The sequence below is a fragment of the Pseudomonas sp. A214 genome, from assembly GCF_900156295.1.
GTDB lineage: Bacteria > Pseudomonadota > Gammaproteobacteria > Pseudomonadales > Pseudomonadaceae > Aquipseudomonas > Aquipseudomonas rhizophila.
In genome coordinates, this window is the sequence record NZ_LT707062.1 from 115,431 (window position 1) to 128,948 (window position 13,518).

Here is a 13,518-nt window from a genome sequence, read left to right on the forward strand (position 1 = left end):
TTCCCACACTGGGATCTGTTTACGATTCAAGCGGCATCACCGTCACCCGCACTTCGGGGTCATGATCACCGCCGCCCAGAATGACTCCCCGCAACGGCGACACATCGGAAAAATCCCGGCCCCAGGCCAATGTGATGTGTTCCAGCGCCGGCTGAACGTTGTTGGTCGGGTCGAAGTCCACCCAGCCCAGCACCGGGCAAAACACCGAGATCCAGGCGTGCGAGGCATCGGCACCGATCAACCGTGGCTGACCCGGCGGCGGTTGAGTCAACAGGTAGCCGCTGACGTAACGCGCCGCCAACCCGCGGGAGCGCACGCAGGCCAGCATCAGGTGAGCAAAGTCCTGGCAAACGCCCCGCCGCCGTTCCAGCACCTCCACCAGCGGCGTTGCCACCTGGGTGGCTTCGGCATCGAAGGTGAACTCCTCGAATATTTTCTCCATCAGCGCCCGCACGCCGAGCATCAATGGGCGCCCCGGCGCGAAACAGCTTTCGGAAAACTCGACAAAGCTGCGCTTGAGGTGCACATAGGGTGACTCGAAACGATAGCGGCACGCATCCAGCAACGGAGCAGCCATTGGCCGGCCGCTGTAGGTCAACGCATGACGGGTTGACTCCCAGGCGGGGGACAAACTGAAGTCCAGCACAGGACGCGCCAACACTTCCACGCTCAGACGCGCGTTGACCAGCAACTCGTCATGGGGCCGTTCGAACGCCAGGCGGGTCAGTGGGTTGCCGAACACATCCAGCTCATCGCGGCGGGTCGTCGGCTCCGGGCTGATCAACAACTGCTGCTCGGTGCAACGCTGCCACTCACAGGGGCGCGGCCACAGGTGAGCAAGCTGCTGGGCCAGGGATACCGGGCTGTCGTAATGGTAGTGGGTGTCGTGGAATATCTGGTAACGAGCGCTCATCAGACGGACACCGTACGCTGGCTGACGTCATCGACGTGAGCGAAATGACGCAAGGCCAGGCGATCGGACACCTGGCCGCTGACGTCGGCCACTTCCTGCAACAGATCGGCCAAGCCATCGAGGGCTGCGCGCAGGCTGGCCTCGCCGAACAGCGGACTCTCCAGGCAACGCAGGTCAAAGCATGACAGGCGAGCGACCAGCTCTGGCAAGGCGGTTTCCCTGGGCGCGCCGAAGTCATCGTTCAAGCGCTTGAGGGTACGGGCCACCAGTTTCAACTGGAAGAGCACCGCGTGAGGGTTTTGTTCGTCCAGCAACAGCAGGTCGAGCACCGGAATCAACTGGGCCACCGCCAGGTAACGCGAACGATAGGTGATGCTGCTGTTGCCCAGTTCCAGCAACCAGTCCAGCCCCGCCTGGTCGAACACCGCCTCGCCTCGCAGGAACGCCGCAAGGCTGCTGCTGAGAAATTGCAGGCGCTCCAGACGACGACCGATCATCAGGAAACGCCAGCCCTCGTCGCGGGTCATGTCGTCCAACGCGAATCCGGACAACGCCGCCAGGGACATCACCAAACGGTTGAGAAAATCCAGCAACTCACCGAAATCCGGCTCCGCGGTTTCCAGCTCCATGGCTTCGCGCTGCAGCTCCACCAGTGCCTGCCAGTTCTCCCGGGACAGCTTGCCGCGAACCTGGGAGGCCGCCCACTGCAATCGCTGCAGGTTGGAACGCAGGCTGAACGACCAATCGTCCCCCAACAAGGCCGCCAGCAGTCGCTCGGGCAGCTCGCCCTCCTCCGGCAACAGCATCAGGCTTTCCCCCAGGGATACCGCCGACTGCAGCGCTTGCGGGTCGTCGCCATCGACATAGCGCGCCAGCATGATCCGCAGCAGCCGCGCACTGTCGTCACAGCGCTCGCAGTAGCGACCGAACCAGAACAGATTTTCCACGACGCGGGACGGCAGATAGGGATCACGCCGAACCAGATCGTGGACGCCCACGGTTCGCTGGGCCTTCCATTGTTCGCCACTGGGCGGCTGTTCTCCCAAGACCCAAGTGTCCTTACTGGCGCCACCTCGCTGCATCGACACCACTTCGGCGTCGGCCTCGGCCGCCACGCGGGTCAGGCCGCCCGGCAGCACCCGATAGTCATCCTCCCCGGAAACGGCATACACGCGCATGCCGATGGCCCGCGGCTGAAGCTGACCGTCTTCGGCTTGCCAGACCGGTGCCTGGGACAGCTGCGCCAGTTCCTGGGCGACATAGGCATAGGGACGCGCCTGCATGCGCGCGGCCAGAAGTGCACGCTGTTGTTCGTTCAGGTCGCGCCCCAATACCGGGCTGAAACTTTGGGAAGGAAACGCCGGTTTGATCAGCAAATGCGGCAGTTTTTCCAAGGCCTGGGCCAGCACCGGCGGCTCACCGCACCACCAGGTGGCGATGGACGGCAGTATCAGTTCCTCACCGAACAGAAACTGGCTGATCTTTGGCAAAAAGCCCAACAGGCCCGGTGATTCCAGCACGCCGCTGCCCAAGGCATTGGCCACCAGCACCCGGCCCTGGCGCACCGCCTCCAACAATCCCGGTACACCCAAGGCCGAATCGGTGCGCAGCTCCAACGGGTCGCAGAAATCATCGTCGAGCCGGCGCATGATGGCGTGAACCCGTCGTAGCCCGCTCAGGGTCTTGAGGTACACCGTGGCGTCGCGAACGGTCAGGTCGCTCCCTTCCACCAGCGGATAGCCCAGCTGGCGCGCCAGGTAAAGGTGTTCGAAATAGCTTTCGTTGAACCGTCCAGGCGTCAACAGCACCACCAGCGGCGACTCGCCATCACTGGGGGCCTGACGCGCAAGGGTCTGCTGCAAGGTGCGGAAGAAACCGGCCAGGTGCTTGACCTTCAGGTCACGATACAAATCGGGAAAGGCGCGGGAGACGATCATGCGGTTTTCCAGCGCATACCCGGCCCCCGAAGGCGCTTGGGTCCGATCCGCCGTGACCCACCAGCGACCGTCGGGCGTACGGGCCAGGTCCACGGCGTACAGGTGCAGGAAAATGCCGTCCGGCGGCGTGATGCCCTGGCACGGCCAGAGAAAATTGTTGTGCCCGAACACCAGTTCCGCCGGCAGCAGCCCTTCACTGATCAGCCGTTGCGGCCCGTACAGGTCGGCCAGTACTGCGTTGAGCAAGCGTGCACGCTGGGCGATGCCCGCCGACAGTTGCTTCCACTCCTGCGCATCGATCACGTGGGGCAGCAGGTCCAGCTCCCACGGCCGGTCGGCGCCCTTCGGGTCCGCATAGACGTTGTAAGTGACACCGTTTTCCTGGATCTGCCGGGCCAACAGTGCCTGACGCTGGAGCAGTTGGGCCGGCGTACTGCGCTGCAAATGGTCGAGCAGGCGGCGCCAGTGCCCGCGCACCGCGCCACTGTCGTCCATCAATTCGTGATAGGTGCCCGTCGTCAGCGGGTAACGGTCAAGCAGGTCAGGCATGGAAAGCTCGGCAGACAGCAATGAAACGTGAGACTAGCGCAAGCGCATGACACCCGGATAGTTGAAATATCCGGGTGTCGTGTACGACTTAGGGAGCGCTCTCAAAAACGTCGCAGATCGAGCGTGAGGGGAAACTCGTCGTCCACTGTCAGGTGAGGTATCGGAAGTTTCCCAGGCGTGTGTCCGAGACGGAAAAACCGCGCCATTCGCCGGCTCTCCGCCTCATTGGCATTGACCGGCAGGCTGTCGTAATTACGTCCCCCCGGATGAGCCACATGATACTGGCACCCCCCCACCGAACGTTGCATCCAGGTGTCGAGTAAATCGAAGACCAACGGCGCATGGACCGCAATGGTCGGTTGCAGACAGTTGGCCGGTTGCCAGGCGCGAAAACGCACCCCGGCGACAAATTCGCCGACCCGGCCGGTGGCTTGAAGCGGCACCGGTATACCGTTGCAGGTCAGCAGATACCGTTGCGGCGCCAGGCCGCTGAGCTTGACCTGCAAACGTTCAAGAGAAGAGTCCACATAGCGCACGGTGCCGCCCACCGCCCCCTCTTCTCCCAGTACATGCCAGGGTTCAAGGGCCTGGCGCAATTGCAGTTCGATGCCGCTGACCGCGTAATCACCCACCTTGGGAAAACGAAACTCCAGGTGCGCGGCGAACCATTCGGCCCGCAGCGGGTAACCGGCGGCGTTCAGTTCATTGATGACGTCGGCAAAATCCTGTTCGATAAAATGCGGCAACAGGAAGCGGTCATGCAGTTCGGTCCCCCACCGCGCCAGCTTCGCAGGCAGGTAGGGCTCACGCCAGAACCGCGCCACCAGCGCCCGCAGCAATAGCTGCTGGGCCAGGCTCATCCGGGCGTGGGGCGGCATTTCAAAAGCCCGCAGCTCCAATAGACCGAGACGCCCGGTGGCGCCGTCCGGCGAATAGAGCTTGTCGATGCAAAATTCGGCACGATGGGTGTTGCCGGTCACGTCGATCAACAGATTGCGCAACAGCCGATCAACCAGCCAGGGCGGGCACTCTTCGCCAGGTTGCGGCATTTGTGCGAAGGCAATTTCCAGCTCATACAACGCATCGTTGCGCGCTTCGTCCACCCGGGGCGCCTGGGACGTCGGGCCGATGAACAAGCCGGAAAACAGGTAGGACAACGACGGGTGGTTATGCCAGTAGCTGATCAGACTGCGCAGCAGGTCAGGGCGCCGTAGAAAGGGAGAGTCGGCCGGGGTTGCGCCCCCCAGTACGAAATGGTTGCCACCACCGGTGCCGGTGTGCCGACCGTCGATCATGAATTTCTCGGTGGTCAGCCGGGTCTGTCGCGCCTCTTCGTAAAGAAACTCGGTGCGCTCGACCAGTTCATCCCAGGTCGCGGACGGCTGCACGTTAACCTCGATCACACCCGGATCGGGGGTGATGCGAAAGTTACTCAGGCGCGGGTCGCTCGGTGGCTCGTAGCCTTCCAACAGTACCGGGCAATGCAGCTCCTCGGCTGTCGCTTCGATGGCGCTGACCAGTTCCAGATAATCCTCGACCCGCTCCAGGGGCGGCATGAACAGGTACAAACGCCCCTCGCGAGCCTCGGCACAAAACGCCGTGCGGGTCAGCCAGTCGGCGGATTCGTCAATCTGCGGGGCACGATCCTGCTCGGTTGCCGGCTCACCATGACGGGCCAGGCGTTCGGCATCGGGCAGCACCGGCAGGTCCTGGTTCGGGTCGGTGGGATGAATGAAGGGGTATTCGGCCGCTGTCACCCAGGGCTGGGAAGCCAATGGCAGGCGGTAGCCCAAGGGCGAATCCCCCGGAACCAACCGGCAGTGACTATCGCGCAGGTACCATCGACCGCTTTGCCATTGATCGCCCTTGGCGGTACGCGCCAGCGGCAGGACCTGCCCGATCACTTTATCCAGGCCCTGACTGAAGACCTTGCGCAACCGTTCCCGCTCCAAAGCATCTTCCAGGCGGGGGTCCTGGGCCGTGACGTTCGATGGCAATGCACCTTCGCGCCAGAGGTAATAGAAATTGTCCTCGTAGGCTGGGAACACGAATCGCGCAGGAATTTTCAAACGCTCGGCAACGCTTGTCAGAAAGCGCCCGGCCATTTCGCCGTCGGCGCCGTAGTCCTGCTGCTCGTCAGCGATCAACGCGCTGTTGTGCCAGATCGGCACTCCGTCACGCCGCCAATAGCAGTTGAGCGACCAGCGCGGCAACTGCTCACCGGGGTACCACTTGCCCTGGCCAAAATGCACAAGCCCCTGGGGCGCATAATGCTTGCGCATGCGCTGGAACAGCTCGGCGGAGAGGCGACGTTTGTCCGGCCCCAGCGCGGCGGTGTTCCATTCGGCGCCGTCCGGGTCATCAATCGAGACGAAGGTCGGTTCGCCCCCCATGGTCAGGCGCACATCGCCTTCCAGCAGGTCGGCATCAATTTTCCGGCCCAACGCCTGAATCGCCAGCCACTGCTCTTCGGTGTAGGGCTTGGTGACCCGTGGCGCTTCCCAGATCCGCTCGACGGACATTTCGTGGCTGAATTCGCACTCGCACGGTTCCACCAAGCCACTGATGGGCGCCGCCGAGGACGGATCGGGACTACAGGCCAACGGGATATGCCCTTCACCGGCGAACAACCCGGACGTCGCATCCAGGCCGATCCAGCCGGCACCGGGCAGGTAGACCTCGCACCAGGCATGCAAGTCGGTGAAATCCACCTCGGTACCGGACGGACCGTCGAGGCTTTTCACGTCGGCGGTCAACTGGATCAGGTAGCCGGAAACGAACCGCGCGGCCAGGCCAAGGTTGCGCAACAACTGCACCAGCAACCAGGCCGAGTCGCGGCAGGAACCGGACGCATGCTCCAGGGTGTGCTCCGGGGTCTGGACGCCCGGTTCCATACGGATCAGGTAGTTGATGTCTTCGCTCAGGCGCTGGTTGAGCGCCACCAGGAAATCCACCGCCGGCAACGGCGTGCGGTCGATGCCGTCCAGATAGGCCTGGAATCTCGGCGTCAACGGCAGGGTTTCAAGGTAAGGCGCCAACTCCTTGCGCTCGTCGGCGGCATAGGTGAACGGGATTTTTTCCGCGTAGGGCTCCAGGAAAAAGTCGAACGGATTGAACACCGCCATTTCAGCCAGCAGATCGACTTCAATGCGCAGCTCCCGGGTTTTCTCGGGAAACACCAACCGCGCCAGGTAATTGCCCTGGGGATCCTGCTGCCAGTTGATGAAGTGCTGATCGGGCGCGACCTTCAGCGCATAAGAAAGAATGCGCGTGCGGCTGTGGGCCGCCGGGCGCAGGCGAACGATCTGCGGACCGAGCTCGACAGCGCGGTCGTATCGGTAATGCGTGACATGGTGCAATGCGACGTGAATCGACACGACGTACCTCCTGCGAGCCTGGGCGTTATCGAAAGCGGCGCAAGACTTATGCCATGCAGGCAAGCCGGACACTTTCTTCGTCTACTCAAGGCAGTAGAGCACTAAAAGCGCGCGATGCTCGCATTCGGGTGCAAAGCTAAGCACATAAATGTGGCAGCGGCGGTAGCGAATCGACTCAACGCCGTGAGCGGGAGGCTTTGGCGGCCTGGATGAAGAGTTCGCGTTGGCGGCGGACTTCTACCAGCTTGCTGCGCATTTCGCGGTGACGTTTGCTGTTGAGCAATAGCAGCCCGAGCAATGGAAAAAACAGACCCGCCGCATAAACGAATCGATTCGGGCGATAACCAATAGTCGGCAAGACACACAACAGACAGACCACAAAAAGCCCGGCAAACACCCAGACCCAACCCGCTCTGCCGCGCACGACCATAAAGTTGCTATGGACCAGAACCAACGTACAAATAGCAATGCATACAGCGGAAATTTTCGCTTGGCTCGACAACGTAGCGCGCACAAAAAAACTGTCGAGAAGAGCAAAGAGCGCGAGTAAACACGATATTTTCGCCACGAATATCGTTGCGATGAAGGTCGGAAAGTAGCGCTTCATAAAATGGATGAAAGTCGGATAGTTTTCCATCTAGCGTCCTTTCCTTTTCTTCTGTAAACGGACGGCAGACCTTATCGCCATACGCTCCTCGCGCAACTCCGACAATTTCTGGCGCATCTCTCGATGGCGCTTACTGTTGAGCAATAGCAGCCCCAGCAACGGGAACAACAACCCCGTCACATAGGCAAAAGGATGCGGCTTGTAGCCGTAGGTGGGGAGGACCGTGAAGAGACACGCCAGATAGAACACAACGATGGCACGAACACCCCATGACCGCCCCCTGATCATGACGAAATGGCTCAACGCCAAGAGCAAAGAGAGGATCAACGCAACCAGAAAAGAATACTTGGCCCGTTCAGGATCGCCTCGAAAGTAAGTGCTAGAGACTAATGAAATTGAAGCGGAAACCGCGAAACAGGCTAGAAAAAAAGCGCAGATGAAGGTTGGAAAATAATGAGCGAGGAAAGCGTTCAATGAATGCTTGCGGTCCATTATTCAACTTCCTCATACAGCCCCACGGCAATTGTCTTCAGGTTCCCAGACAAGCTACTGCCCGTTAAGCCGATGGCTGCCCCCAGAGAGTCGCGAATCTGGGTCACGGTCGCGTGATTGATCTGGGTAGCCGTGAAACGCTTTGCAAGCGTCCCCGAACGCTGGCGAAGCTTTAATAGTTTGTTAGTCAGGCTTGGGTCCTTCAGTGTTAACAACTCTTTGGTCAATGCCTTTCTTTGCTGACGAGTCAAACCTTTGGAAAGCTCGTACCAACTCCTGCCAGTCGAGACCTTCCTCGCTTGCAAGAGTTTGAGCGTTGTTAAAGTGGATGCCCCGGCTCCCAGCAATGATGCGGCATCCAACACTGGCATTGCGTAGCGATACCAGTCCTCACTGTCCATATCATCATTAGCTGCTGGATCGTTGAGTTCGTTGTAGGTACGCATGCTCCCAACCACGCACTGCGCAGTACTGGCAGCGGCGGCGGTTGCCCCCACGGCTGTGACAACCAGGCTTGCACCCGCTGTAAATGGAACTGCGATCGTGCCACTGAAAACCACAATCCAGCCCAGAATGGCGCCAGCGCAGGATAACGTCGTATTGACAGCCTCTCCCACTAAACGAGACTCACGCGGGTTGTTCTTTACCTGATCAGCAAACTGAGCCGGCGCAATGTACTTCTGCGCCTCGCGCAAGATGATCCGCTTGGGCTTGATACTGCAAATCGGCTTGAACTCGCGCAGGGTCACCACGTTGAATTCGGCATCGATGTACACCACGCCAGCGCCGACGATACTGGGATCGGCGTCGATGGCCGCGAACAGGCGCGGCAGGTTGATCTGGCTTTCGATGCGTTGGCGGGCCATGAACTGGGAGGGGCTGTAGTCCATGCCGATACCCGGTAAAGGGGTACTCATATGAATCGTCCTTGAAAATCCGAGGGTGAGAACTTTATTGCCTGTGTGGCCGTGATTGCGGGCAAGCCGGGCCCTCCCAGGGCCAACACTGACAAGAGCGGTGTTTGGCTTTATTGCACGGAACTGACTGGCATTGGCGGTCGCCACGATAGCAAACGAGTAGCACAGCCGCTAGAAAGCAAAACGCCAGCTTTTAAGCTGGCGTTTGCAATGTGGCTTGGCGATCAGCGCGGTACGACTGGCTTGCGCGCCGGTTTCGGCCCTTTGCCCTTGGCGGCGTCCTTGCGCTCCTTGGCGGCCTGCTGGTTGCGGGCGAATGCCGCGGCCTTGGCCTGCTCGCGCTTGTCCCACGGGTTGCCGCCGTCGCTGGCGCGCGGTGGCAGACCGGTGTGCTGGGTCAGGATCTTGGTGGTTTCCTTGCCTACCTTGTGGCTGCCAGCCGGCGTCGAGTTCTTGCGACGGGCGCTCTGGTAGCTGTCGGTGGCTGGCTGGTGCAACGGAATCAATTGATTCTTGCCCGGCCCGATCAGGTCGGCGCGACCCATGCGGGTCAGCGCTTCGCGCAGCATCGGCCAGCCCTTGGGGTCGTGATAACGCAAGAAGGCCTTGTGCAGGCGGCGCTGCTCCTCGCTCTTGACGATGGTCACCGCGTCGCTCTTGTAGGTGACCTTACGCAGCGGGTTCTTGCCCGAATGGTACATGGCCGTGGCGGTGGCCATCGGCGACGGATAGAACGCCTGCACCTGGTCAGCGCGGAAACCGTTGCCCTTGAGCCACAGAGCCAGGTTCATCATGTCTTCGTCGGTGGTGCCCGGGTGGGCGGCGATGAAGTATGGAATCAGGTACTGCTCTTTGCCGGCTTCCTTGGTGTACTTCTCGAACATCCGCTTGAATTTGTCATAGCTGCCGATGCCCGGTTTCATCATCTGGTTGAGCGGACCTTCCTCGGTATGTTCCGGGGCGATCTTCAGGTAACCACCCACGTGGTGGGTCACCAGTTCCTTGACGTATTCCGGCGACTCGACCGCCAGGTCGTAACGCAGGCCGGAGGCAATCAGGATCTTCTTCACCCCAGGCAATGCCCGGGCGCTGCGGTACAGCTGGATGAGCGAAGAATGGTCGGTATTGAGGTTCGGGCAGATACCGGGGAACACACAGGATGGCTTGCGGCACGCGGATTCGATTTCCGTGCTCTTGCAGGCAATGCGGTACATGTTCGCGGTCGGGCCGCCGAGGTCGGAAATGACGCCGGTGAAGCCCGGGACCTTGTCGCGGATCTCTTCAATCTCGCGAATGATCGATTCTTCAGAGCGGTTCTGGATGATCCGGCCTTCGTGCTCGGTGATCGAGCAGAAGGTGCAGCCGCCAAAGCAGCCACGCATGATGTTCACCGAGAAACGGATCATCTCGTAGGCCGGGATCTTTTCCTTGCCGTACGCCGGGTGCGGAACACGCGCGTAAGGCATGCCAAACACGTAGTCCATTTCCTCAGTGGTCATCGGAATGGGTGGTGGGTTGAACCAGACATCGACTTCACCATGCTTCTGCACCAGAGCACGGGCGTTGCCCGGGTTGGTTTCCAGGTGCAGCACGCGGTTGGCGTGAGCGTAGAGCACCGCATCGCCACGAACCTTTTCCACCGACGGCAGACGAATCACGGTCTTGTCGCGAGTCATGCGCGGGCTCGCCAGAATCTGCACGACCTTGGCTTCGCTCGGGTCTTCAACCGGACCTTTCTCTTGCTCGATGGCGCAGGCAGCGGTGTCCTGGGTGTTCACATACGGGTTGATGATCTTGTCGATCTTGCCCGGGCGGTCGATGCGGGTGGAATCGACCTCGTACCAGCCTTGCGGGGTGTCGCGGCGGATGAACGCGGTGCCACGGACATCGGTGATGTCTTCAATCTTGTGGCCATAGGACAGGCGCTGGGCGACTTCGACAATCGCCCGCTCGGCGTTGCCGTAGAGCAGGATGTCGGCGCAGGCGTCGATCAGGATCGAGTTGCGCACCCGGTCCTGCCAGTAATCGTAATGGGCGATGCGGCGCAGGGAGGCTTCGATACCGCCGAGCACGATCGGCACATGCTTGTAGGCTTCCTTGCAGCGCTGGCTGTAGACCAGGCTCGCACGGTCCGGCCGCTTGCCCGCCATGCCACCCGGGGTGTAGGCGTCGTCGGAACGGATTTTCTTGTCGGCGGTGTAGCGGTTGATCATCGAGTCCATGTTGCCGGCCGCGACGCCAAAAAACAGGTTCGGCTCGCCGAGCTTCATGAAGTCGTCTTTGGACTGCCAGTTTGGCTGGGCAATGATCCCGACGCGAAAGCCCTGGGCTTCCAGCAGCCGACCGATGATCGCCATGCCGAACGACGGGTGATCGACGTAGGCATCACCGGTCACGATGATGATGTCGCACGAATCCCAGCCGAGCTGATCCATCTCCTCCCTGCTCATGGGCAGGAACGGCGCGGGGCCGAAACATTCGGCCCAGTACTTGGGATAGTCAAATAACGGCTTGGCTGCTTGCATGTCGATGACCGGTATGAAAGATGAAAAATCGCGGGCGCGGAATATAGCACAAAATTTGACCAATTCCGACGACTATGGTCGGAAATGGTGACGCCCTCATCGCGAGCAGGCTCGCTCCCACATTGAATCGCATTCCCTTTGAAGGAACTCGGTCAACTGTGGGAACGAGCCTGCTCCGGGCGGCGTTCCGACGATGGGGCCAGTTCAGGCGACGACGAACTTACTCATCATCATCAAAATTGTAGCTACCCGGCGCCAGGTTCTCGAATCGGGTGTATTTACCGATAAAGGCCAGGCGAATGAAGCCGATCGGGCCGTTACGCTGCTTGCCGATGATGATTTCGGCGATGCCCTTGTGCTCCGTCTCCGGGTGGTACACCTCGTCACGGTAGACGAACATGATCACGTCGGCGTCCTGCTCGATCGCTCCGGATTCACGCAAGTCGGAGTTCACCGGGCGTTTGTTGGGGCGCTGTTCCAGGGAACGGTTCAACTGAGAGAGCGCCACCACCGGGCAGTTGAATTCCTTGGCCAGGGCCTTGAGGGAACGGGAGATTTCGGAAATCTCGTTGGTCCGGTTGTCGCCACTGGAGCCCGGAATCTGCATCAACTGCAGGTAGTCGATCATGATCAGCGCGATATCACCGTGCTCACGCACCAGGCGACGGGTCCGGGCGCGCATTTCCGAAGGGCTGATACCGGCAGTATCGTCGATGAACAGCTTGCGGTCGTTGAGCAGGTTGACCGCCGAAGTCAGGCGCGGCCAGTCGTCATCTTCCAGTTGGCCGGAACGGACCTTGGTCTGGTCGATACGCCCCAGGGACGAGAGCATACGCATGATCAGCGATTCACCTGGCATCTCCAGGGAGTACACCAGAACGGCCTTGTCACTGCGCAGCACGGCGTTTTCCACCAGGTTCATCGCAAAGGTGGTTTTACCCATGGACGGACGGCCAGCGACGATGATCAGGTCCGATGGCTGCAGGCCGCTGGTCTTCTCATCGAGGTCGGTGTAGCCGGTGGACAGGCCGGTGATGGCGTTGTCGGTGTTGAACAGGGTGTCGATGCGGTCGATGGCCTTGGTCAGCAGATCGTTGACGCTCACCGGGCCACCGGTTTTTGGCCGGGCCTCGGCGATCTGGAAGATTTGCCGTTCCGCTTCATCGAGGATCTCGGCAGCGGTTCGGCCTTCCGGGTTGAAGGCGCTGTCCGCGATTTCGGTGCTGATACCGATCAATTGGCGCAAGGTCGCCCGTTCGCGCACGATCTGGGCATAGGCCTTGATGTTGGCGACAGACGGCGTGTTTTTTGCCAACTCACCCAGGTAACCGAGGCCGCCAACCTGAGACGTCTGGCCTTCCTTGTCCAATTGCTCGGCCAGGGTCACCACGTCGATCGGCATGTTCTGATCGGCCAATCTTGCGATGGCACGGAAAATCAGGCGGTGGTCATGTCGGTAGAAATCGCCGTCGGATACTTGATCGAGCACGCGTTCCCAGGCGTTGTTGTCCAGCATCAGACCACCGAGCACGGCCTGTTCGGCCTCGATGGAGTGCGGAGGCACCTTCAGGGCTGCGGTTTGCAGATCGTATTGCTCGGGAGCGGTGATTTCGTTCATGGCCACTTGATTCTTTTGGAAACGCAGGGGGTTTTGAAAATCAGCAATTGCAGAAAGACAAAGGGCACGACCTGTAAACAGGATCGTGCCCGATGTTACCGACTAGTACCCGAGGGTGCCAGCCGACAGGTATTGCTTAAGCTGCTACCACGACAACGCGTACGGTGGCTTCAACTTCGGCGTGCAGGTGCACGGCCACGTCGAATTCGCCTACGTTGCGGATGGTGCCGTTCGGCAGACGAACTTCGCTCTTCGACACTTCAACGCCAGAGGCGGTCAGTGCGTCAGCGATGTCGTGAGTACCGATCGAACCGAACAGCTTGCCTTCGTCGCCAGCGGTGGCAGTGATGGTCACTTCCAGCTCGGCCAGTTGGGCAGCACGGCTTTCAGCCGAGGTCTTACGGTCTGCTGCGGCTTTTTCCAGCTCAGCGCGACGCTCTTCGAACGCGGCCAGGTTGGCAGCGGTCGCAGCGGTGGCTTTGCCGTAAGGCAGCAGGTAGTTACGACCGTAACCGGCCTTAACGTTTACTTTGTCACCCAGGTTGCCCAGGTTGGTGACTTTTTCCAGAAGGATCAGTTGCAT

Annotated in this window: 9 protein-coding genes; all 9 read right to left on the bottom strand. The window is 60.5% G+C overall.

Features of this window, described 5'->3' with window-relative positions:
• Positions 1-19 precede the first annotated feature (19 nt).
• The 9 genes from BW979_RS00510 to rplI all read right to left on the bottom strand — a co-directional run bounded on the left by BW979_RS00510 (position 20) and on the right by rplI (position 13,518).
• Positions 20-913 carry a transglutaminase family protein gene (locus BW979_RS00510; protein ID WP_047227326.1) on the bottom strand — a complete coding sequence of 298 codons (894 nt, stop codon included), beginning with the start codon at positions 911-913 and terminating at the stop codon, positions 20-22.
• On the bottom strand, positions 913-3,399 hold the full coding sequence (locus tag BW979_RS00515; protein ID WP_076382890.1) for a circularly permuted type 2 ATP-grasp protein: 2,487 nt from the start codon (positions 3,397-3,399) through the stop codon (positions 913-915). Before BW979_RS00515 ends, BW979_RS00510 begins: the two co-directional genes overlap by 1 nt.
• 101 nt (positions 3,400-3,500) lie before the next feature.
• A complete protein-coding gene (locus BW979_RS00520; protein WP_076382892.1) occupies positions 3,501-6,776 on the bottom strand; it encodes a transglutaminase family protein in 3,276 nt (1,091 codons plus the stop codon).
• A 175-nt stretch (positions 6,777-6,951) separates the two neighbouring features.
• Entirely contained in the window at positions 6,952-7,413 is a 462-nt protein-coding gene (locus tag BW979_RS00525; RefSeq protein WP_076382894.1) for a hypothetical protein, read from the bottom strand.
• Positions 7,414-7,875: a hypothetical protein gene (locus BW979_RS00530; RefSeq protein WP_047227322.1), complete on the bottom strand. Its 462-nt coding sequence runs from the start codon at positions 7,873-7,875 to the stop codon at positions 7,414-7,416.
• Positions 7,875-8,792 carry a hypothetical protein gene (locus BW979_RS00535; RefSeq protein WP_047227321.1) on the bottom strand — a complete coding sequence of 306 codons (918 nt, stop codon included), beginning with the start codon at positions 8,790-8,792 and terminating at the stop codon, positions 7,875-7,877. The genes BW979_RS00530 and BW979_RS00535 overlap by 1 nt, the downstream gene beginning before the upstream one ends.
• Positions 8,793-9,016: 224 nt before the next feature.
• Entirely contained in the window at positions 9,017-11,317 is a 2,301-nt protein-coding gene (locus BW979_RS00540; protein WP_076382896.1) for a YgiQ family radical SAM protein, read from the bottom strand.
• A gap of 220 nt (positions 11,318-11,537) precedes the next feature.
• A complete protein-coding gene (dnaB, locus tag BW979_RS00545) occupies positions 11,538-12,935 on the bottom strand; it encodes a replicative DNA helicase (protein WP_027911801.1) in 1,398 nt (465 codons plus the stop codon).
• Positions 12,936-13,071: 136 nt separating this feature from the next.
• Complete coding sequence (gene rplI / locus BW979_RS00550; protein WP_047227319.1) at positions 13,072-13,518, bottom strand: 50S ribosomal protein L9; 447 nt, start codon at positions 13,516-13,518, stop codon at positions 13,072-13,074.